Source organism: Variovorax sp. HJSM1_2 (assembly GCF_049316285.1).
Classification (GTDB): Bacteria; Pseudomonadota; Gammaproteobacteria; order Burkholderiales; family Burkholderiaceae_C; genus Rhodoferax_B.
Map to the genome: position 1 here is coordinate 25,905 of NZ_JBMOXA010000034.1, position 21,544 is coordinate 47,448.

At 60.9% G+C, this 21,544-nt stretch carries 21 protein-coding genes and 1 rRNA gene; 5 read left to right on the forward strand and 17 right to left on the reverse strand.

The features are described 5' to 3' along the window. Genes ACFQ95_RS23470 through ACFQ95_RS23480 form a run of 3 tightly spaced genes read right to left on the reverse strand, consistent with a single transcriptional unit; the run spans window position 1 to window position 2,088 of the window. On the reverse strand, window positions 1–1,179 hold the full coding sequence (locus ACFQ95_RS23470; RefSeq protein WP_422835000.1) for an isovaleryl-CoA dehydrogenase: 1,179 nt from the start codon (window positions 1,177–1,179) through the stop codon (window positions 1–3). Window positions 1,180–1,210: 31 nt separating this feature from the next. After that, on the reverse strand, window positions 1,211–1,594 hold the full coding sequence (locus ACFQ95_RS23475) for a PaaI family thioesterase (RefSeq protein WP_422835033.1): 384 nt from the start codon (window positions 1,592–1,594) through the stop codon (window positions 1,211–1,213). A gap of 53 nt (window positions 1,595–1,647) precedes the next feature. Next, complete coding sequence (locus tag ACFQ95_RS23480) at window positions 1,648–2,088, reverse strand: MerR family transcriptional regulator (RefSeq protein ID WP_422835002.1); 441 nt, start codon at window positions 2,086–2,088, stop codon at window positions 1,648–1,650. Window positions 2,089–2,205: 117 nt separating this feature from the next. Between ACFQ95_RS23480 and ACFQ95_RS23485 the strand changes: the two genes are divergently transcribed. Together ACFQ95_RS23485 and ACFQ95_RS23490 are read left to right on the forward strand one after the other, a co-directional pair. Beyond that, on the forward strand, window positions 2,206–3,360 hold the full coding sequence (locus ACFQ95_RS23485) for an MBL fold metallo-hydrolase (protein ID WP_422835004.1): 1,155 nt from the start codon (window positions 2,206–2,208) through the stop codon (window positions 3,358–3,360). Window positions 3,361–3,450: 90 nt separating this feature from the next. Further along, window positions 3,451–4,137: a TetR/AcrR family transcriptional regulator gene (locus ACFQ95_RS23490; protein WP_422835005.1), complete on the forward strand. Its 687-nt coding sequence runs from the start codon at window positions 3,451–3,453 to the stop codon at window positions 4,135–4,137. A gap of 13 nt (window positions 4,138–4,150) precedes the next feature. Here the strand turns inward: ACFQ95_RS23490 and ACFQ95_RS23495 are convergent, their stop codons facing one another. The 5 genes from ACFQ95_RS23495 to glyQ all read right to left on the reverse strand — a co-directional run bounded on the left by ACFQ95_RS23495 (window position 4,151) and on the right by glyQ (window position 9,648). Further along, window positions 4,151–5,113: a M48 family metallopeptidase gene (locus ACFQ95_RS23495; protein WP_422835006.1), complete on the reverse strand. Its 963-nt coding sequence runs from the start codon at window positions 5,111–5,113 to the stop codon at window positions 4,151–4,153. Window positions 5,114–5,128: 15 nt separating this feature from the next. After that, window positions 5,129–5,866 carry a lysophospholipid acyltransferase family protein gene (locus ACFQ95_RS23500; RefSeq protein WP_422835008.1) on the reverse strand — a complete coding sequence of 246 codons (738 nt, stop codon included), beginning with the start codon at window positions 5,864–5,866 and terminating at the stop codon, window positions 5,129–5,131. 87 nt (window positions 5,867–5,953) lie between these two features. Beyond that, window positions 5,954–6,541 carry a D-glycero-beta-D-manno-heptose 1,7-bisphosphate 7-phosphatase gene (gmhB, locus tag ACFQ95_RS23505; protein ID WP_422835010.1) on the reverse strand — a complete coding sequence of 196 codons (588 nt, stop codon included), beginning with the start codon at window positions 6,539–6,541 and terminating at the stop codon, window positions 5,954–5,956. Window positions 6,542–6,565: 24 nt separating this feature from the next. After that, entirely contained in the window at window positions 6,566–8,725 is a 2,160-nt protein-coding gene (gene glyS / locus ACFQ95_RS23510; RefSeq protein WP_422835012.1) for a glycine--tRNA ligase subunit beta, read from the reverse strand. Between the two features lie 17 nt (window positions 8,726–8,742). Next, window positions 8,743–9,648, reverse strand: a complete 906-nt coding sequence (glyQ, locus tag ACFQ95_RS23515) for a glycine--tRNA ligase subunit alpha (RefSeq protein ID WP_422835014.1) — start codon at window positions 9,646–9,648, stop codon at window positions 8,743–8,745. A 295-nt stretch (window positions 9,649–9,943) separates the two neighbouring features. Here glyQ and ACFQ95_RS23520 point away from each other — a divergent pair, with 295 nt between their 5' ends. Beyond that, a complete protein-coding gene (locus tag ACFQ95_RS23520) occupies window positions 9,944–10,219 on the forward strand; it encodes a hypothetical protein (protein ID WP_422835015.1) in 276 nt (91 codons plus the stop codon). 49 nt (window positions 10,220–10,268) lie between these two features. Here ACFQ95_RS23520 and ACFQ95_RS23525 read toward each other — a convergent pair whose 3' ends face one another. From ACFQ95_RS23525 to ACFQ95_RS23540, 4 genes are all read right to left on the reverse strand, one after another. After that, complete coding sequence (locus ACFQ95_RS23525) at window positions 10,269–11,339, reverse strand: type II asparaginase (protein WP_422835016.1); 1,071 nt, start codon at window positions 11,337–11,339, stop codon at window positions 10,269–10,271. A gap of 133 nt (window positions 11,340–11,472) precedes the next feature. Next, on the reverse strand, window positions 11,473–13,044 hold the full coding sequence (gene lnt, locus ACFQ95_RS23530; protein ID WP_422835035.1) for an apolipoprotein N-acyltransferase: 1,572 nt from the start codon (window positions 13,042–13,044) through the stop codon (window positions 11,473–11,475). A 44-nt stretch (window positions 13,045–13,088) separates the two neighbouring features. Next, window positions 13,089–13,973 (reverse strand): HlyC/CorC family transporter, encoded by an 885-nt coding sequence (locus ACFQ95_RS23535; protein WP_422835017.1) that lies wholly within the window; start codon window positions 13,971–13,973, stop codon window positions 13,089–13,091. Between the two features lie 133 nt (window positions 13,974–14,106). Then, window positions 14,107–14,766 carry a GNAT family N-acetyltransferase gene (locus ACFQ95_RS23540; RefSeq protein WP_422835019.1) on the reverse strand — a complete coding sequence of 220 codons (660 nt, stop codon included), beginning with the start codon at window positions 14,764–14,766 and terminating at the stop codon, window positions 14,107–14,109. Between the two features lie 274 nt (window positions 14,767–15,040). On the opposite strand from ACFQ95_RS23540, the gene ACFQ95_RS23545 reads away from it, so the two are divergent. Beyond that, window positions 15,041–15,655 (forward strand): HdeD family acid-resistance protein, encoded by a 615-nt coding sequence (locus ACFQ95_RS23545; protein ID WP_422835021.1) that lies wholly within the window; start codon window positions 15,041–15,043, stop codon window positions 15,653–15,655. A gap of 9 nt (window positions 15,656–15,664) precedes the next feature. Here the strand turns inward: ACFQ95_RS23545 and ACFQ95_RS23550 are convergent, their stop codons facing one another. The 3 genes from ACFQ95_RS23550 to ACFQ95_RS23560 form a co-directional block, all read right to left on the reverse strand. Continuing rightward, window positions 15,665–17,485 (reverse strand): diguanylate cyclase domain-containing protein, encoded by a 1,821-nt coding sequence (locus ACFQ95_RS23550; protein WP_422835023.1) that lies wholly within the window; start codon window positions 17,483–17,485, stop codon window positions 15,665–15,667. A 13-nt stretch (window positions 17,486–17,498) separates the two neighbouring features. Then, the gene (locus ACFQ95_RS23555) at window positions 17,499–18,716 is read right to left on the reverse strand and encodes an oxygenase MpaB family protein (RefSeq protein ID WP_422835025.1); all 1,218 of its coding nucleotides are present in this window, start codon (window positions 18,714–18,716) and stop codon (window positions 17,499–17,501) included. Between the two features lie 380 nt (window positions 18,717–19,096). Then, window positions 19,097–19,558 (reverse strand): SH3 domain-containing protein, encoded by a 462-nt coding sequence (locus tag ACFQ95_RS23560; protein WP_422835027.1) that lies wholly within the window; start codon window positions 19,556–19,558, stop codon window positions 19,097–19,099. 349 nt (window positions 19,559–19,907) lie between these two features. On the opposite strand from ACFQ95_RS23560, the gene ACFQ95_RS23565 reads away from it, so the two are divergent. Then, a complete protein-coding gene (locus tag ACFQ95_RS23565; protein WP_422835029.1) occupies window positions 19,908–20,303 on the forward strand; it encodes a methylglyoxal synthase in 396 nt (131 codons plus the stop codon). Window positions 20,304–20,426: 123 nt separating this feature from the next. Here ACFQ95_RS23565 and ACFQ95_RS23570 read toward each other — a convergent pair whose 3' ends face one another. Together ACFQ95_RS23570 and rrf are read right to left on the reverse strand one after the other, a co-directional pair. After that, window positions 20,427–21,074 (reverse strand): 2'-5' RNA ligase family protein, encoded by a 648-nt coding sequence (locus ACFQ95_RS23570; protein WP_422835031.1) that lies wholly within the window; start codon window positions 21,072–21,074, stop codon window positions 20,427–20,429. A 187-nt stretch (window positions 21,075–21,261) separates the two neighbouring features. Beyond that, a 5S ribosomal RNA gene (gene rrf / locus ACFQ95_RS23575) occupies window positions 21,262–21,374 on the reverse strand. Between the last annotated feature and the right edge of the window lie 170 nt (window positions 21,375–21,544).

Genomic DNA, 21,544 nt, shown 5'->3' on the forward strand with positions numbered 1-21,544 from the left:
TTACATGGTCTCGGCAAACAGCTCGCGGCCAATCAACATGCGGCGGATTTCCGACGTACCGGCACCGATTTCATAGAGTTTGGCATCACGCCACAGGCGGCCCAGCGGGTATTCGTTGATGTAGCCATTGCCACCAAAGATCTGCACCCCCTCGCCGGCCATCCAGGTGGCTTTTTCGGCGCACCACAAGATGACCGAAGCGCAGTCTTTGCGCACCTGGCGCACGTGGTCGGTGCCCAGCAGGTCGAGGTTTTTCGCCACGGTGTAGGCAAACGAGCGCCCCGCTTGCAGCACCGTATACATGTCGGCCACCTTGCCCTGGATGAGCTGAAACTCGCCAATGCTTTGGCCGAACTGCTTGCGGTCGTGGATGTAGGGGATCACGTTGTCCATCACCGACTGCATGATGCCCAGCGGCCCGCCGGTGAGCACCGCGCGTTCGTAGTCCAGCCCGCTCATCAACACCTTGGCACCGCCATTGAGGTTGCCCAGCACATTGGCGGCCGGCACCTCGACGTTCTGGAACACCAGCTCGCCGGTGTGGCTGCCACGCATGCCCAGCTTGTCGAGCTTTTGCGCGATGGAAAAACCTTTCATGCCCTTTTCGATCAAGAAGGCCGTGACACCACGCGCTCCCAGCTCGGGCTCGGTCTTGGCGTAGACCACCAGCGTGTCGGCGTCGGGCCCGTTGGTGATCCACATCTTGCTGCCGTTGAGCAGGTAGTAGCCGCCCTTGTCTTCGGCCTTGAGCTTCATGCTGATGACGTCCGAGCCCGCGCCCGGCTCGCTCATGGCAAGTGCGCCCACATGTTCACCACTGATGAGTTTGGGCAGGTATTTGGCGCGTTGTGCGTCGCTGCCATTGCGCTTGATCTGGTTCACACACAGGTTACTGTGCGCGCCGTAAGACAAGCCCACCGAAGCCGAGGCGCGGCTGATTTCTTCCATGGCCACCATGTGTGCCAGATAACCCATGTTGGCACCACCGTATTCTTCAGACACGGTGATGCCCAGCACCCCCAGCTCGCCCATCTTGCGCCACAGGTCCATGGGGAACTGGTCCTTGGCATCGATCTCGGCCGCGCGTGGTGCGATCTCGGCCTGGGCGAATTCGTAGACGGCGTCGCGCAGTGCGTCGATGTCTTCACCGAGTTGGAAATTGAGTCCGGGCAGGTTCATCGTTGTCTCCTCAGGTTTTGGTTTCTGAAACTTATGCGGCTGTATAGGTCATGGGCACGGGCACCAGCGTCTGCTGCATCACGGCGCAGTCGCGGCGCGTGCCATCTGCGGCCACGTGTTGCACCTCGGCGCTGGTCACGATGATGCGTTTACCGGCCTTGAGCACGCGCCCCGTGGCCACCAGCTCACCTTGCTGAAAGGCGGCCAGGAAGTTCACCTTGTACTCCACCGTGACGACTTCCATGCCCTCTTCACAATGCGTCAACGCGGCGTAGCCACCGGCAATATCCGCCAGCGCGCCCATGGCACCGCCGTGGAAACCACCTTGCTGCTGGGTGACTTTGTCGGAATAAGGCAGCGCCACTTCACAAACCCCCTTGTCGACGCGCAGCAGACGTGCGCCCAGGTGAGTCATCAAGCCCTGGCGCACAAAGCTGGCCTGGACACGCTGAAAGAATGGGTTGTGGTTCACGCGGCCACCTTTCTTTTGCTGGAAGTTTTGGCGGGGGACTTGGTTGTGCCTTTTTCGGCCTTGGCCAGCAGCGCCCGCGCCTCTTCCTCGTGCGCCCTGACTTCATCGAGATTGGCCGACAACTCGGTCAACTGGTCTTCGAGTTGCTGGCGGTGCGCGCCCAGCACGGCAAGAAACTTCTTCAACTGCGGCCCGGTGTCACGCGGGTGGTCGTACATGTCGATGATCTCTTTGGCCTCGGTCAGGCTCAGGCCCAGGCGTTTGGCGCGCAGCGTGAGCTTCAGGCGGGTGCGATCACGTGCACTGTAGATGCGGTTGCGCCCACCGGGGCCTTCGCGCTCGGGCTGCAGCAGGCCCATGTCTTCATAGAACCGCATGGCGCGCGTGGTCAGGTCGAACTCTTTGGCAAGGTCGCTGATGGTGTAGGTGGTACCCATGGTGGCCGTCCTGAAGATGAAAACGGGGGTGACTGCAAGCTGCGCGGCAACTGCTTACAATGCACCCACAAGTTGACGTTTACGTAAACGTCAATTATGACCTAAAAAGCAGCGCCTATGAATACCTTGGAAAGCCAGCTCGACTACGCCTTTGGCGACACCCTGCCCGCCCCCGGCCAAACCGTGGAAGTGGCGCCCGGCGTGTTCTGGATTCGCATGGCGCTGCCGTTCGCGCTCGACCACATCAACCTTTGGCTGCTGCGCGACGAGATCGATGCCGGCGATGGCAGCGGCCGCAAAGTGCCAGGCTGGACGGTCGTCGACTGCTGCATCAGCAGCGCCGAGACCCGCGCGCAGTGGGAGCGGATTTTCGCCAGCATGCTCGACGGCCTGCCCATCTTGCGCGTCATCGTCACCCACATGCACCCCGATCACATAGGCCTTGCCCATTGGTTGTGCGAACGCTGGCAAGCGCCGCTGTGGATCAGTGCCACCGACTACTATGTGGCGCGCTTGTTCTCGCAGGGCGCCAGCGCCAATGGCGGCGAAGCCGCGGCGGCGTTTTTCTCGGCGCACGGGCTCGCCAACCCAGAGGTGCTGCAGGCGATTCACGGGCGCAACAACTACTACGCCAACCTGGTGCCCGACGTGCCACGCCAATACCACCGCATGCGCGACGGCGACACCCTGCGCATAGGCAGCCGTGTGTGGCAGTGCATCAGCGGCCACGGCCATGCGCCCGAGCACATCGCCTTGTACAGCGAGGGGCCTGGCACACCGCTGCTGCTGGGCGGCGACATGATGCTGCCCCGCATCTCGACCAATGTGAGTGTCTACGACACCGAGCCCGAGGGGAATGCGCTGCAGGAGTTCCTGGACTCGATAGACAAGTTTGCCCCACTGCCGCGCGACACCCTGACGCTGCCCGCACACGGCAAACCGTTTCGCGGTTTGCACATACGCATACAGCAGCTGCACAACCACCACAGCGAACACCTGGCCCATGTTTTGGCAGCTGCCCAGTCCGCGCCGTGCAGCGCCGCCGATGTGCTGCCCGTGTTGTTCAGGCGCCAGCTCGACGTACACCAAACCACCTTTGCCATGGGCGAAGCGATTGCGCATTTGCACAAGTTGTGGATCGATGGCGACCTGCAGCGCGTACGTGATGCCGATGGGGTTTACCGCTTCCGCCCCACACCGCAGGGCCTGCGCCAAGCAGGTAAAGCCACGCCTACCGCCAGTCTAAGCATCGCGCTACCCGTACAGGCATAGACTTTTATTGGTGCAGGCCAAGCTGGTGAGCATAGCGGCTGACGTCAAGCTGCGATAAAACAGCGGCGCATTTGGCTATGCTATGCGCCTATGCGAGAAACCGCCTTCCACGACCCTCACGCCACCGCCGAGCCTGCGGCCCCCGTGCGCACGCCACGCACCAACAACCCGCAGCGCACCATGGACGACATCCTCGCCGTGGCCACACGCGAGTTTGCCGAACGCGGGCTGAGCGGTGCACGCATCGATGCCATTGCCGAGTCCACGCAAACCAGCAAGCGCATGATTTACTACTATTTTGGTAGCAAAAAAGGCTTGTATCTGGCGGTTCTGGAAAAGGCCTACCAGGACATCCGCGACATCGAAACCGAATCGCACCTGGAAACACTCGCGCCCGAGGAAGCGTTGCGCACGCTGGTGGCCTTCACTTTCGACCACCACTTTGCCAACCCCGAGTTCATTCGCCTGGTGGCCAACGAAAACCTGCACCGCGGTGAATTTCTGGCGCAGAGCACTACCATCCGCGAACTCAACGCCACGGCCATCACCACCTTGTCGGCGATTTGTGAGCGCGGCATCCAGGCAGGTGTGTTTCGCCCAGGCATTGATGCGCTGGACCTGCACATGTCCATCAGTTCACTGTGTGTGTTCAACGTGGCCAACCGGCACACGTTTTCGCTGATCTTCAAGTTTGACTTCGACGACCCGCAAACCATTGCCCAGCGACGCGAAAGCGTGGTGGACATGGTGATGCGCTTTGTGCGCCTGCCGGGCTAAGCAGAGGCCTGCTTCAATCCCACTTAGGGATGGGCACCTGCTTGAGCAAACCGCGGCGCTCGGCATAGTCGGGCATGACCGTGCCCACGGTATCCCAGAAGCGCTGGCTGTGGTCCATCACCCGCAGATGGCTGAGTTCATGCGCCACCACGTAGTCGATCACCGGCATGGAGAAATGCACCAGGCGCCAGTTCAAGCGAATCGCGCCGCTGGTGCTGGCACTGCCCCAGCGGGTGCCCGCATTCGACAGGCTGAGTTTTTGCCACTGTACCCCCAGCAACGGCGCAAAGTGCTGCAGGCGCGCCAGGAAGATGGCCTTGGCCTCGCGCATCAGCCAAGCCTGCACTACATCGCGGATTTGCGCCGGCTGCGCGTGCTGCGGCAGGCCCACCAGGAGCTGGCGTGGCTGCCCTTCGGCACCCGCAGCAGCGAGCACGGCGCCAGCCTTGCCCAGCGCCTGGGTGGGGTCCAGCACCAGTAGCACACGCTCGCCCAGGAAAGGCAATTCGGCGCCATCACGCCAGTCTATGCGTGCACCTTCCTGGCGTTGGGCGCGTATCCGCGCATCACCCAGCTTTTGCAGAATCCAGCCGGCTTTCTCCATCACCGCCGCGTCCACCTCGGCCAGCGGCACCCACTTGGGGGCGCGCACGGTAAGCCCGTCCACCCCTACCAGAAAACCTATGGTGCGGCGCTTGGCGCGCTTGAATTCAAAGCCGACTTCGGCACCCGGCAGGTGCGCCAAACGGTTGGCGCGCGGGTGATGGAAACGCACCGGTTCGAGCTTGGTACCTGCCAGGCCCGCCGCGCCTGCGGGCTCAGCGACTTTGTTGCGGCTGATGCGTGGCCGCTGCGGCGCCCGAGGCTTGGGTGGCGCGGGCGTAGAGGCAGGCTCGGGTGCGGGCGCAGGCATCAACGCCGGCTCGAACAAATCCAGCGTGTATTGCAGCAGTTGCTTGAGCTTGCTGGTGGGCATGTGTGAAGCGTACGCTTACTTGTTGTAAGCCTCGGGATCCAGGCGGCGCATTTCGGCTTCTATCCAGGTCTGCACTTCCTGCATCAACTCATCGGCCTTGCGGCCTTCGCTTGGAATCGGTTTGCCTATGGAGATGTCGACAATGCCAGGTGTCTTCAGGAAGGCTTTGCGTGGCCAGCATTTGCCCGAGGTGACGGCGATCGGAATCACCGGCGCACCACACTCTATGGCCAGCCGCGTGCCGCCCGATTTGTACTGCCCGGCCTCGCCGCGTGGAATCCGCGTGCCTTCGGGGAACATGATCACCCAGGTGCCTTCGGCCAGCAGGCGACGGCCTTGCTCCACCACTTTGTTGAACGCCTTGGCACGTTGACTGCGGTCGATGTGGATCATGTCCAGGCGACCCATGGCCCAGCCGAAGAACGGCACATACAACAACTCGCGCTTGAACACATAGGCCAAGGGGTGCGGCATGATGGCCGGCATCACAAACGTCTCCCAGGTGGATTGGTGCTTCACTAGCAGCACCGCCGGTGCCTTGGTTTCGATGGGCAGGTTTTCAAAGCCGGTGATGCGGTTCTGAATGCCCAAAATCACCGTGCCCCCGTCCACCGCCAGCTTGAGCCAGCGCGCGCACATCCAATACAACTTGGTGGATGACAGAAACGGCGAGACGATCAGCACCGCCAACGCCCACGGCACAACGGTCACGACCATCCATAACAAATGCAAAACCGAACGGATGAAGGACATAAGATTAAATTGGCTCTTGTGGCAATGTAGATCAGCGCAGACAGCTACCGATTCAGTAGCAAATAGTAGCGCAAATGGCGCCAAGGCTCACGCCGCTGCGGCGGCACGGGCCTCGGTTTCGCGGGCGATGATGAAGTTGGCAAAGGCCGACAGGTCCTCGTGCACAAAAGTGCCCTTGGGAAACTCGGCCGGCAAGTCCTGGGGCAGATTGCGGCCACGGTATTGTGCCGCCTTGCCGGTAAGCACCAGGTGGGGCTCGCAGCCTGCAGCCACACCGGCCTGCAGGTCACGCGCGCTGTCGCCTGCGGTCGGCACGCCCGCGAGTTCGGTGCCAAAACGTTCACCGATCTGCTCGAACAAACCGGGTGATGGTTTGCGGCAGACACAAGCATCACCCGGCGCATGCGGGCAATAAAACACGGCATCGATGCGCCCGCCCATGGCGGCCAGCAGGCGGTGCATCTTGGCATGCATGGCGTTGAGCGAAGCCACGTCAAACAGGCCACGCCCCAGGCCCGATTGGTTGGACGCGATCACCACATGCCAACCGGCGTGGTTCAGGCGCGCAACCGCCTCCAGCGCGCCAGGCAAGGGAATCCATTCATCGGCCGACTTGACGAACTGGTCGCTGTCTTCGTTGATGGTGCCGTCGCGGTCGAGGATGATGTATTTCATGGCGGGCCCGGAAAAAAACGGCACTCAGGCCGCGAGTTTGGACAGGTCGGCCACCTGGTTCATGGCTTGGTGCAGCACCTTCAACAAGCCCTGGCGGTTCAGGCGCAGGTCAAGCTGCTCTGCATTCACCATCACGCCATCGAAGAACGCGTCGACAGGCGCACGCAGTGCGGCCAGCGCCTGCAAGGAAGCCGTGTAGTCGCCCTTGGCAAACAAGGCATGCGCCTGCGGCGCTATGTTTTGTGTGGCGGCAAACAAGGCTTTCTCGGCCGGCTCCAGCAACAACACTTCGCTCACGTGGGCATCGGCCTCGGTGTCGCCGGCCTTCTTCAGGATGTTGCCTATGCGCTTGTTGGCTGCGGCCAGCGCCGCCGCTTCGGGCAAGGCGGCAAAGGCACGCACGGCGGCCAGGCGCTTGGGCACTTCGGCCAGGCGTTGCGGCTGCAGCGCCAGCACCGCGTCCACCTCTTGCGCGCTATAGCCTTGTTCACGCAGCGAGCCGGCCAGGCGGTCATAGATGAAGGCCAGCAGCGCCTGCTGGGCCGCAGCCACATCACCGGTGAGTTTGTCGCCAAAGGCGGCAAACGCGGCGGCAACCAGCGGCGCGAGTTCCAGCGCCAGCTCCTGTTCGGTCAACATGCGCAGCACGCCCAAGGCGTGGCGGCGCAGCGCAAACGGATCCTTGTCGCCGGTGGGCAGGTTGCCGATGCCGAACATGCCAACCAAGGTTTCCAGTTTGTCGGCCAGCGCGCTGACCACACCCACGGAGTTGCGCGGCAGGCTGTCACCGGCAAAGCGTGGTTTGTAGTGGTCTTCAATGGCATCGGCCACGGTCTCGGAAAGGCCATCGTTGAGCGCGTAGTAACGGCCCATGGTGCCTTGCAGTTCGGGGAACTCGCCCACCATGTCGGTCACCAGGTCGGTCTTGGCCAGTTGTGCGGCCTGGTCGACTTGCTGCAGTTGTGTGGCGTCAAACTTCAGTTGCTGCGCAATCGCGGCGGCAATGGCGCGCACGCGCTGCACACGTTCACCCTGGGTGCCCAGCTTGTTGTGATAAACCACCTTGCCCAGGCCTTCGACACGCGAGGCCAGGGTCTTCTTGCGGTCTTGGTCGAAGAAGAACTTGGCGTCGGCCAGGCGTGGACGCACCACACGTTCGTTGCCGCCGATCACGGCGCTGGCATCGGCCGGGGCGATGTTGCTCACCACCAGGAACTGGTGCGTGAGTTTGCCCTGTGCGTCCAGCAGCGGAAAATACTTTTGGTTGGCCTTCATGGTGAGGATCAGGCACTCTTGCGGCACGGCCAGAAACTCGGTCTCGAAGGCGCAGGTCAACACGTTCGGGCGTTCGACCAGGGCGGTCACTTCGTCGAGCAGCGCGTCGTCTTCAATCGCTTGCACACCACCACCAATCTTGGCCGCAGCGGCCGCCAACTGGCGTGTGATCTCGGCCTTGCGTTCGGCAAAGCTGGCGATCACGGCGCCCTCTTCGCGCAGTTGGCTGGCGTAGCTGTCGGCATTTGCCAGCACCACGGGATCCACACGCGCCTCAAAACGGTGGCCGTGGGTGTTGCGGCCGGCGGTCAGGCCCAGGGCGGTCACGCCGGGCACCACGTCGTTGCCGTACAGGGCCACCAGGCCATGCGCCGGGCGCACAAAGCTCACGCTGCTCCAGCCTGGCAGCTCGCAGCCGGTTTCCAGTTGGTAAGACATGACCTTGGGAATCGGCAGCTTGGCGATGGCTTCGGCCAAAGCCTTTTGCAGGCCATCGGCCAGCGCAGCGCCAGCCACCATGCTGTCGTAAAACAGCGCTTCGGCCTTGCCGTCCACGGCACGCTTCAAACCGGCGACGGCTTCCGGGCCGGCACCCAGTGCGCCCAGGCGTTTGAGCAAGGCGGGTGTGGCGTTGCCAGCCGCATCCAGGCCCACACTCACGGGCATGAGTTTTTGCGACACGGCTTTGTCTTCGGCACGTGCGGCGACTTGCGTGATGTGCACAGCCAGGCGGCGTGGCGAGGCGTAAGCGGTGAGCTTGGCGCCAGCGGCGGTCAGGCCCTGGGCGGCCAGCTGGTCGAACAACACGCTGGCAAAAGCGTTGCCCAGCTTGTTCAGCGCCTTGGGCGGCAGCTCTTCAACAAACAGTTCAACAAGAAGGTTTTGGGTGCTGGCGGTGGTCGTGGTCATGTTTGTCATGTCTCTTCTCAAGCAGCCTTCTTGCTCATTTGTTCTACCCATTCGCGTGGTGCCATGGGGAAACCCAGGCGCTCGCGGCTCTCGTAATAACTTTGCGCCACGCTGCGCGCGAGGTTGCGGATGCGGCCGATGTAGGCAGCACGTTCGGTCACGCTGATGGCGCCGCGTGCGTCCAGCAGGTTGAAGCTGTGTGCGGCCTTGAGCACCTGCTCATAGGCCGGCAGCGCCAGCTGTTGCTCCATCAGGTGCTTGGCTTGTTTTTCGTGCGCATTGAAGGCGGTGAACAAGAAGTCGGCGTCGCTATGCTCGAAGTTGTAGGTCGATTGTTCGACTTCGTTTTGTTTGTAGACGTCGCCATAACTCAGGTTTTCAGTCCACTTCAGGTTGTAGACGTTGTCCACACCCTGCAGGTACATGGCCAGGCGCTCCAGGCCGTAGGTGATTTCGCCGGTGGCCGGCTTGCAGTCGATGCCACCAACCTGCTGGAAGTAGGTGAACTGCGTGACCTCCATGCCGTTGAGCCAGACTTCCCAGCCCAGGCCCCAGGCGCCCAGGGTTGGATTTTCCCAGTCGTCTTCGACAAAACGGATGTCGTTTTTCTTCAGGTCAAAACCCAGCGCTTCAAGCGAGCCGAGGTAGAGCTCGAGGATGTTGGCCGGCGCGGGCTTGAGCACCACCTGGTATTGGTAGTAGTGCTGCAGGCGGTTGGGGTTCTCGCCGTAGCGGCCGTCTTTTGGGCGGCGGCTGGGCTGCACATAGGCGGCTTTCCAGGGTTCGGGGCCGATTGCTCTCAAAAACGTAGCTGTGTGCGACGTACCAGCGCCGACCTCCATGTCATAAGGCTGCAAAAGTGCGCAACCCTGGTCAGCCCAATAGGACTGCAATTTCAGAATGATTTGCTGGAATGTCAACATGAAGGTCTGGCAAGTGGGTGCAACTGCGTTGCCGCAGAAAACGGAAGCCTCACCGCGAAGCCCATGGCTCCACGGGCAAGTCGCGTCCGGGGTAAAGGAACATTTTACGGGCGAGTCGCCCTGTGGTACGGAAGACGCGAAGACGTGATTTTTTTCACGGCAAAAGTCATCTAGACCAGTCTGTGCGCAAGGCCGCATCACAAATGTTTCATAATGAAACAAACTCAGGGCCTTGTATGCGCCCGCGGCCGGCCGCAGCCCGCCCTGCATCACCTCACCGGTATTCACTCCACCCATGGAAGAGCAAGTACACGTATTCTGGACGTTGGTCATCGCCCTTTGCTGGATCGCACTGCTCATTTTCCTGGGCGGCACGCTGGCTTGGTGGGTCTACCGCAAACGTCGCCGCGAACGCCGCCGCGCCGCCGGCCGCGCCGCACGCCAGTTGACCAGAGATTGGCGCGAGGGCCGCTTGCCCACGCCTGAGCCAGGGCCAATCAATGGCAAAGATGACGAAGAGCCGAAAACAAGCCAACGCACTGAAAGACGAAAAACCTGGCGCATCGATTAACACGCCAGGTTTTCAGGGCTGATCAAGCGCCGTCAGCGGCGCGGCAAGCTCAATACTCCCAGAAGATACGTTGCAGCTCCTTGGTGTCGCTGGTCTTGGTCAAGGCCACCATGGCCAGAATGCGCGCCTTTTGTGGGCGCAGATCGTGTGCCACCACCCAGTCGTATTTGTCATCCGGCTGCTCGGCGTTGCGGATCACAAAACCATCCGGCACACGTGACGAACGGATCACCACGATGCCATCGGTGCGCAGCTTTTGTAGGCTGGGCACGATGCGGTCAGCCACCGAACCGTTGCCCGGGCCACCGTGTATCAGCGCCTTGATGCCGCTTTTGCCCAGCGCGTCGATGGCGGTGGAAGCCACACCTTCGTAGCCCATGGCGATTTCAACGGCCGGCAAGCTGTTGATGGTGTCGATGTCGAACTCGGAGTTCATGGTGTGGCGCTTCACAGGCGCACGGAACCAGTAGTTGCGGCCTTCCACCACCATGCCAAGCGAACCCCATTGGCTGACAAAGGCGCTGGGCTTGATGTTGAAGTTCTTGCTGACGTCGCGGCCGCTTTCTATGCTGTCGTTCATGGTCAGCAACACACCCTTGCCCATGGCGTCCTTGCTGCCGGCCACACTCACGGCGTCATACAGGTTCAACGCACCGTCGGCCGACAGCGCGGTTCCCGGACGCATGGACGCCACCATCACGATGGGCTTGTTGGTATGCACGGTCAGTGTCAGGAAGAACGCGGTTTCTTCCACCGTGTCGGTGCCGTGGGTGATGACGATGCCGTCCACGTCGGGCTGTTTGGCCAGCGCCGAAACCCGTTTGGCCAGGGTCAGCAGGTTGTCGTTGGTCAGGCTTTCCGAGGCCACCTGGAACACCTGCTCGCCACGCACGTTGGCGACCTTGGCCAGTTCCGGCAGGCCGGCAATCAGCTTGTCAACGCCAACCTTGGCAGCCGCATAGGTGGCGCTGTTGATGGCCGAGGCGCCAGCACCGGCGATGGTGCCTCCGGTGGCCAGGATGACCACGTTTGGCAAAGCGGTCTGGGCCTGCGCTATGGCCGTGGCGGCGAGCAAAACAGCTGCGGCGGCGTAAGCGCGCAAACGGGTAGAGCTATACATGGAAGCGTCCTTTTTTTGCAGTTTTGGAACAGGGGAACGAGAGCCGCTATTGCAATACAAGACGCTGGTTTGTGGGTGCCTGCAACCATGCTGATGCGGCATCCGGCCATGCGCCGGATGCACCATACTGCCGCTACGCGCAGGGGCGGCGTGCTACTAAACGTAACGTCAGGCCCAAAGCCAGGCCCAACACACCCAAGGCCCAAAGTGGCCATAGCCCAAAGCGCGAGACCCACCAGGCGAACGGTGTGATCTGCCAGCCGGTCTCGGCGGAGAGGCCACGCCCCTGCACTTCACCCACCAGCACACCACGCGTGAGGCGCGGCAGTTGCTGCGTCACTCGCCCGCGGTGGTCGATGATGGCCGTGGCCCCGGTGTTGGTGGCGCGTATCATGGGGCGTTCAAACTCCAGCGCCCGCATACGCGAAATGCTCAAGTGCTGGTCTATGGCCAGCGAGTCGCCAAACCAGCCTATGTTGCTGAAGTTGACGAAGATGGTGGGCGCCTGCGCCGGGTCGATAAAACGTGCGCCCAGCTCTTCACCAAACAAATCTTCATAGCAAATGTTCGGCGCCAGGCGTTGGCCCTGCAGGGTCAGCGAGGCCTGTCCCACCGCGCCCCGGTTGAAGTCACCCAGCGGGATGTTCATCAGCTCGGTGAACCATTTGAACAGCGGCGGAATGAACTCGCCAAACGGCACCAGGTGGTGCTTGGCATAGGTGTAGTGCTCGGCCACTCCGGGCTGGAAACCCATGACCGCATTGGTGTAGCCGTCACGCTGGTTGCCTAGTGGCAAACCCAGCATGACGGTCTGCTCTCCCGTGGCAAAGCGTTTTTGTAAGCCGTCCCAATACCCGGGAGGCAGTTGCTGCGGCAGCAACGGCAGCGCGGTCTCTGGCGCCACCACCAGCGGGGTACGCGCAGCCCCCAACTGCTCGCCATACCACTGCAGTGCCGTGACCACGCCCGAACCTTGTTCGAACTTTTCGTCCTGGGGGATGTTGCCTTGCAGCAGCGAGACCTGCAGGCGGTCGTTGGTGGTGGCGGCTTCGGGTTCGGCTCCGGGCTCACCCAGGCGCGAGGCCACGGCCAGCAACAGCAGCACGGCAAACAGCCCTATGGCCGGGCCACTTTTGTGCGTCGCTTGGCGTTGCCGTCCCGCCGCCACCAGCAGGCAGGCCAGCACCGAGGCCACCCAGCCTATGCCATAAACACCGATGTAGCGTGCCAAAAGGCCCAGGCCGTCTAGGTGTGCATAACCGCCCGCGCCCCAAGGGAAACCGGTGAACCAGACACCACGCGCGAGTTCGGCCAGCAGCCAAAGACTTGCAAAAACAATAGCGCGTGCCACATGGTTGTCCGGCGCCAAGGCCTTGAACAAGCCACACACCAAGGCGTAATACAAAGCCAGGGTCGCGGCCAAGCCTAGCACCGCCAACACCGCCAGGGGGGCCGCCAGGCCGCCGTAGGTGTGCATAGAGATGAACAGCCACCAGAACGTGCCCGTGAGCCACGCGGTGGCAAAAAACCAGCCCCGCACAGCGGCGCCACGCCACGTGGCAGCGGCTTCCAACAAGGCGACCAGCCCAGCCATCGACAGAATCTGCAGCCACCACACGGGTTGGCCATCGAATGGGTTGGCGATGGAGGCGGCCTGCGCCAGCCCGGCACCGATGGCGGCAAGCCAAGCCGGCCGGCCCGCCATCCAGCCCGGCGCTGCTTGCCGGTGGTGCGCGACCAACTTATGCATCAACCGGTGAGGTCGGCGTCCTGCACCGGTGAGACCTTGAACCAGCGCACGGCGCCACCCTTGTTGTGCAGCACCACGAAATTCAATCCGGCCAATGCAAGATGTTCACCACGCTTGGGCACATGGCCCATTTCGTGCGAAATCAGGCCACCGATGGTGTCGAACGCGTCTTCGGGGTCGGAGCTGGTGATGTGCACGCCAAACGCTTCGTTGACACGCTCTATGGGCGTGTCGCCACTGACACGGTAGGTGCGGTCGGCCAGGCCAAAAATGTCGCCTTCGTCTTCGGCAATGTCGAACTCGTCTTCGATCTCACCGACGATTTGCTCCAGCACATCTTCAATCGTGATCAGCCCGGCCACGCGGCCAAACTCGTCAATCACGATGGCCAGGTGGTTGCGGTTGCCGCGAAACTCGCGCAGCAAATCGTTCAGCCCCTTGGACTCGGGCACAAACACCGCCGGGCGCAACAGTGCACGCAAATTCAATTCTGGCGCACGCTGCAGTTTGAGCAGGTCTTTGGCCAGCAGAATGCCAATGATGTTTTCTTTTTCGCCCTCATACACCGGGAAGCGCGAGTGCGCGGTGTCGATCACCTGGTGCAGCAAGGCCTCGTAGGGGGCATCGATGCTCAAGCAGTCCATGCGGGTGGCGGCCACCATCACGTCGCCTGCGGTCTGGTCTGCCATACGCAGCACACCTTCGAGCATGACCCGAGATTCGGCGCCTATGACGTCGTTGTTTTCAGCTTCGGCCAGGGTTTCGATCAACTCCGCCCGAGAGTCGGGCCCAGGGTGGATGAACTCAGCCAGTTTTTGCAGAAAACTGCGCTTATCTTCCCGGTCAGGTAGAGCCGAGGAGCGCGCGGGATAGGGGTCTGACACAGACGAAGTTGCAGGACGTGCGGTTGTGGAAGAAGCGTAAGGATAGCGGATTGCCACTGCGTGATGCGGAATACTTCACAGTATGCAATCGGGGCGCGCGGATTTTCATTCAGCGGCAGTGCATGGACGGCCTTTAAGCCGACTGCAAGCCGCGCCAGAACCGTCGAAATTGTTTGGCCTGCGCTTTCAGGCTGTAGTCGGTGAAGGCCAGGTGCTCTTCTACCATTTCCGTCACCCGGCTGTCGAAGGTCGCCGGTGCCAGCCGCAGAAAGGCTTCAGCCTCGGAACCATGGCGCTCCACCGTGGCCCCGGCATTCCGCGCGATGTTGAGCATGGTGCGGTTTTCGCTCAGCGCATGGATGTGCAGCACCGCCACACCTTCGTTGCGCGCGTGGCGCGCTGCGCGCTCGAACAGGCGCGCACCATAGCCGCGGCCACGGGCGTGCGGCGATACCGAAACGCCAAACTCGGCGCCTGATGACAGGTTCTCGTTCACGGTAAACGCCAGATGGGCCACCGCGATCAACTGGAGTTGCCGGTTGTAGATGCCAAAAACGTCGTCAACACCGAAATTCATGCCGTCCACATAACGCCTGACCTGCTCGTCGCTGGCCGGGTAGCCAAAGCGCAAATAGCGGTCGCGTGTATCCAGTGCCAACAAATGTTGGGCAATACGTTCCCGGTGAGCCGGTCCCAGCGTGCGCACTGGCACCGAAGCAGCCCAGGCAGTCTTGGTATTCGGCGCGAAAAATCCCGCCAACGATGTTGGCTTGACTGCAGCTGTGGCAGCCACGGGTGCCGATTGGGCATTGGATTGAGGCGGTATTGGCGCGGATGACGACATCCGCCAAATATAAGGGTTTTCCCTTTATTTTCCAGTAGCTTTTTGCTTCAAAAACCTTGGTGAGACGAATTTCAAAGGTTTTCTGTTGTGTTGGCGAGGCAATGCTGCATACACATTGGCATTAGCACACAAACGACAAACACTTTGAAAAATCCAAATTACGTGGCAAAGTCAGCTTGAATTGCGCGCAAAGTGCACCATCGACGATTTCCCGGGACGAGCCATGCAACGTGACTATTTCTTAATGCAGATGAGCCGCCAATGGCACTGGATTGTGGTTCGCGGCTTGGCGGCTATTGTTTTGAGCCTGCTGGCGTTTGTCATGCCAGTGCAAACGCTGGAGATTCTGACGCTGTGCTGGGGCGCTTATGCGCTGATGGACGGATTGATCAGTTTGGTGACGGCCTACCAGATACGCGAGCAGAACCGCCCTTGGTGGTCGTTGGCCATTGTCGGTGTGGCGGGTGTGGCGGTTGGCTTGGTGACCTTCGCTTGGCCAGGCGTGACCGCCTTGACGCTGCTGCTGTTTGTGGCCTGTTGGTCGCTGGCCATGGGTGTGTTCCAAATTGTGGCGGCTGTTCGCGTGCGCAAGTCGATGCGCGGCGAATGGATGCTGATTTTGTCCGGCGTGGTGTCGGTGCTGTTTGGCGCCGCGATGCTGATCGACCCCGCCGCTGGAGCCGTGGCGCTGGTGTGGCTCACAGCGTGTTATGTGATGGTTTTTGGCGTGCTGCTGCTCTTCATGGGTTTGCGTTTGCGCAGTGTCGCCAAGGAGCCCTGGGAGCCACCCGTGGTGACACGCCCATCACCATTGGGCGCGCCGCATCTCGACCGCTGAGCGCCGCTCTTATGCCGCTGCGGTAGAAGACGTGCCGAGTTCGCTCATCGTCAGGCCCGGCTTGCCGTGCTCCAGACGGCGCAGACAATGTTTACCGTCCTGTTTGCCTTGGTACATGCTGGCATCGGCCAGCTTGAGTAATGTCTTGGCATCGTTGCCGTCCAGCGGCGCCAGTGCATAACCAATGGTCAAACCAACCTTGCAGCGGTGCTGGGTCAGTTGAAATGGCGCATGAAACGCCTCCAGCAGTTTGTGGCCCAATTCGCTGGCCTGCTCCAGCTTGTGCAGACCACTGGCCATGACCACAAACTCATCACCGCCCACGCGGGCCACGATGTCAGAGCTGCGCACCATGTGCTGCAGGCGTTGCGCCACCGCCACCAAAAGCTCGTCACCCACGTCATGCCCGTATTGGTCGTTGATAGGCTTGAAGCCATCCAGGTCCAGCACAAACACCGCCAAAAACTTGCCCGCACCGCTGTGCGGTAACGCCGCCGTGAGGGCGGTGTTCAGCCCTCGGCGATTCGGCAGGCCGGTCAGCGGATCGGCGTGCGCCAGGGAACGCATGGCATCGCGCTCTTCGCTGGCTTGTTCCGCCGCACGACGCATTTCGCGCGAACGCAAGCTCAGCAGCCGCATCAACAAAACGGTGTCCAGCAGTGTCGCCATTTGCACCGAGTGCTGTGTCCAGAAGCTGATGGGCAGACGACCAAAAATCACACCAGTCATGGTGATCACGGCGGCAAAGTACAGCAGCGCACCCAACACCACATAAATGCCCAAAGTATTGCCACGGCGCAGGCCACTCACCGCCACAGGCAAGGCCGCCAGCGTGGGCACGATGCCCAATATGCCGACGATGTTGCTGCTGGTCTGGGTGTTGATCAGGTCTAGCGCATGGCTCACCATGAAGACCACGGTGAGCCATGCGCCGGTTTTCATCAGCGGAGAAAACCAGCGCGGCGCATCCGGTCCTGCCAGCACGTGTTCAAAAAACAGAAAAAATGCACAGGCCGAGATCAAGGCGGAAATTACCGCCATGTGGGTCTCCATCCATCGGCTGTTGGTCCACAGGAACTGCGCGCCGACGCCGAACTGCAACATGGAGAACAGCAAGCCTCCCAGCACCAGCAGGGCATATTTCAGGAAGATGCGGTCGCGCAGGCCAAACCAGTTGGTCAAGCTGTAGACCACCAGACAAAGCGACAAACCAACCATCAAGCCCTGCAACATTTGCTCCGCCAGCGCGTGTCGCATATAGGTGGAGGGACGGTTCAGCGTCATCGGCACAATCATCGCGCCGGCCGTTTCCACGCGCACCAGCAGCTCGTAGTCTTGCCCGGGATCAAGATGCAGCATGGTGGCATGCGAGCGCCCCACCCGCTCGGTGCCGGTATAGGTTTGCAGGTTGCCTAACAAGGTGTGAGACAACACCTGTCGGTTTTGCACCAGATAGACATCGATGCGGTTGAGCACGGCGTAGTCCAGCTCCAGCATCCACAAGGGCTTGGCGTTCACCGCCACGCGCAAAGGCACCTTGAACCACACCGGCTCCTTGCGCAGGCCCAGCGTGGAATGTGCCGTGGTGGGCGGCGCAAAAACCTGGGGCGCATCCATCAGGGTGCGGACGCTTTGGTCATGTTGCGTGTCGAAGAAAACACTGACCGTGGGCCACAAGTCGACGCGGCTGCTGTCGGCGTGCAGCAACAGAGGCGCCTGCGAAACCTTGCCAGCGTCGTTGAGCGCGGCCGTCTGTGCCGTCGCAGACAAGCTCAACACCATCAGCAGCCAGCAGCACATCAGCCGCACAAGGGAATGAAGAGGGGGCATGCCGCACATGGTGTCAGGCGGTCTGGTCGGAGGACGTAACCGAAGCTGCGGCGGCCGGCGCAACAGAAGGTGCCCAGCCACCCGGCGTGGTGAGCCGGTCTTCCAGCGTGTTAAGCCACTGCGGAGCCTTGGGGTCACTGCCCCAGCCGTCGACCATGCCGCTGACCTGTGTCAGCAAGGCATCCGGAAGCTTCAAGGGACGGGTCTGGTCCATCAGGATTTTGCTGAGCAACTGATAGCCCACCACACGCGACAGGAAGCGCGACACCGAGAAGCTCGGCACCACCAGACGCACCAGCCAGTCGAACCCGCGGATCAGCCACATCAGCAGCACAAACGCGGCCCAGGACGCCAGCGCGACCGGCCCGGTCAAGCCCAGTGCCTTCATGGTTTTGCGGCCGCACAGGTAGCCCGTCATCAACACCGGAAAGGCATTTGCCAGACGCCAGGGAATCGCCTCCTTCATGGTGTTCATGAGCGCCTGTGCCAGAGGCGGGCGTGGATCTGGCGTGAGGCTGCGCGCGCAGCCTTCCAGTTGCATGCGTGTGAACAGCGCCTCAGCCTCGGCCATGGTCTCGGCCATCAAACCGCGCTCAATACCCAGGACGTGGCCGACTACGTTCCAGGCGTGCAAATATGCTTCTTCGTCTTGCGTGGTCAGGCCTATCCCCAGCCGGCGCATGCTGCGCAGAAACACATAACCAAAGGTCAGCAAGGTGTAGGCCAGCTCCTGCTGGTTGCATGGCAGACCGTTGTCATCCGCCACCCAACCACGCGCAAACAAGGCTTGGTACATGTCTTGCGGCTTGGACTCCAGCGAAGCTACGTTGCCATGTGTCGGCGACGCGAGCGCTGCCTCGGGGCTGTCGTGCAGGATCAGATGGCGCACCATGGCGTGGATCAAGCGGACTTTCAATACCTGCGCCACACCGCCGCCTGTGCCCAAGGTCAACCCGCCACGCATCATGACCGGAAAAATCATTGCGGCGGTGGAGCGGATGCGGTACTCAGTGCGTTTCTCCAACTGCCCCGTCTCGTGCAGCACGGAGGCCAGATCGGGCACTACGTAACACTCGGGCAGGCTGGAGCAAAACAACAGCACGCAGGACAGCGCACCGTAGTCCATGAAGATTTCTTCGGCCCGCTGGATGCGCACGGGGTCGGCCCAATCGGGCAGATCCTGCCCCGCGCTCAGGTAACGCCGCAACGCCGCCGCTACGTGGGGCTCCACCCCTGGAGGAGGCTGCCAAGCCTGCAGGTCAGCGTTGCTGGTCCACGTGGCGATGCATCGGTTGACCTGCCCAATATGCGTCCACTGCTCGGCGCAAGCATGGATCCAATCTGTGGCATTAAGCGCGAGAGGGCTGGGCGTGCAAGGGCCCAAGATTTCGGCAATGACGCCATCCGCAACGGGATCGGCTCGGTACGCAGGTGATTCTGAACGCAAACGCTAGCTCCTCACTGGAACGGCCGTGGTGGCAGCAAACGAGCATTGTAGGGTTGCGATACATTTTTACTCAATCTTTGAGCGAAGTTTCATTTTTGATTGACGGTGCGCAAAGCTTGAGGTTCCTGGCAGCAATGACCAATCCGGCCTCGGTTGGTTCGGCGCTACCAGCCCCACAACAAACTTGCGGCCACCCAAGCCGTTTGGCCATTGCTGCGCTTCACCTTTACCCACGCCCCCTTTTTCTGCACGGTGCGCAACACTTCCAGCCGCTGCACTTTGCCCACCACGCGCGCACTTTGGCTTGGAGCACTGCGCAGATTGGCGACCTTGGCCTTGACCACATGGTGCGGCGTTTTGGTACTCGTGCTGCGCGCAATCCAACCACGGTCGTTTTCAAAATCGCGCACCTGCAGCCAATCGCCTTTGCGTTGCAGCACTTCCAGCGGGTAGCCGCGCTGCAACTCCCACGCGACCTCCGCGCGTGTACTTGGCGCCGTGCGCAAGTTGGCGACGGCCCCCTTGATGCTGACCATCTCACGCGCTGCCGCCGCCCCCCCGATGAAAGAGAACAAGCCTATGAAAAATACAAATACAACGCGCGCAACGGTACGGCTTAGGAGCATGGGTTTCGATTCCTTAGGGTGAAACTGATTCAGGGAAGGTGCCCAACCCGCAACAGGGGGCCCCCTCAAAGGAGCACACGCAGTCCCCAAAGGTTCCTGAAGATTCAAATCAAATGAAGCTCTTGAGCGCAATAGCCCTGCAAACACAGCTAGCAACTCGATAGCAGAGCCCTCAAACTGCTGTGCAAGAAGGTACGCATACCGCCCATCGCCGACAAGCACGTGGCAGCATGCTCGCCCGTCGGTGGCCCTGGCGGTAGAAAATAATCCAGGGGTTCGGCGCCGCCAATGAACATCTCCACAACGGTGAAGGCAGCCGCCGGCAAATCGTCGCGATAAGATCCCAGCCATGAACCTTGCTCTCATCGCCCACGACGCCAAAAAGAACGACATGCTGCAACTGGCAGCGGAGTTTCGGCCCTACCTGCAAACCTGTACCCTCATGGCCACCGGCACAACCGGCGGCCGCTTGCAGCGGGAGTTGGGTCTGGAGGTGGAATGCCTGCTGAGTGGGCCGCTCGGTGGCGACCTGCAGATCGGCGCGCGTTTGGCAATCGGCCAGGTCGACGCAGTGATCTTTCTGCGCGACCCCATGACCTCACAACCCCATGAGCCCGACATCAACGCTCTGGTGCGCGCCTGTGACGTACACAACGTAGCCTGCGCGACCAATGTCGCCGGCGCGAGGTTGATGCTAACCGGCTGGGCCGATTTGGCGGGACTGGTCACACATCAAGCTATCTAAAAGAATAGCACCCTGCGCATATTTGAAGCGCTTTAATGGCCATGCATGCGTGAGCAGGCACAGCGCTTGAGCCGTAATCCCGGAGTGTCCGGACTCTCTAATACCAGCTCAAGTTGCTAGTGGCTAGGTTGCGGAAGCCGAGGCGCTCTGTAGTGGCCACTCGCCAATCCACTGGTAGTGGCTAAGCCCTTTATGACTGATGACCAGTGCAAAGCGGGTCGCGGTCCATGTGATCGGAGCGACCAGCGGGCTCTCTAGCGGAACGGCGCCTGAGTCGTACAACAAGGTCATATGCGCATGACCCGTCGAGCGTGCCCCTTTCACGTTGGTACGCTGCAAAGCCAAACCGAGTGCTTTTTGCAGATAGGCAACGGCTTGCTGCGTGGCCTCATCAGCTAAAAGCATGAACCCGTCTCCGTGCGGGTAGTGTGCGGCTCGATTCCAGACTATCGGTATGCAAGAACACGCCACACTTTCCGCCGCACGGATGGCAGCATCCACTACCCGTTGAGGTAGTTCGTTTTCGAACGAGGCAACGCTGTAGAGAGAAATGTGCAAGCGCTCTGCAGCTTGCAAGCGCCCCTTGAGCCCATGCTGTGATTGCAACTTTGCAGCCGCGGCAACCAACTGGCTCGTATCCTGTTGCTCGGGAAAAATGGCAAAGAAGAGCGAATAGCCGTTAGCGCTGCCTCTGGTCGTTGTCACATGATCCAGAGGACAGTTTGGCTGGTCTTCATCCATGCCCGGCAAACTGAATTGATCAGCACTCATATGGACCTCCAACTTTCAGAGCCAGCATCTCAGCTCCATTAACCCTGTTGAGTCCAATCAATATTGGACCAATAGGCTGGGCATGGGGAGTTCGATAGGCAATGTAATGAAACGCTGTGATTTATTTTCGCTCGCCCCAAAGCGAAGCGCCCCAGTCCTTTGGAGACTGGGGCGTTTCTAGATAATAGCCTGACGATGACCTACTTTCACACGGGAACCCGCACTATCATCGGCGCGGAGTCGTTTCACTGTCCTGTTCGGGATGGGAAGGAGTGGGACCAACTCGCTATGGTCATCAGGCATAACTGTTTGCTGGACTGACACATGTCAGCACAGCGAATTCATAGAGATTTAATCAGCACCGGGTTAGCTTTTGCAGCGTACCGGTTGGTATTTTTTGAATGCGTCAACTTGGCATAACACCCTGATCTGACGATCAAAGTTATAGGGTCAAGCCGCACGAGCAATTA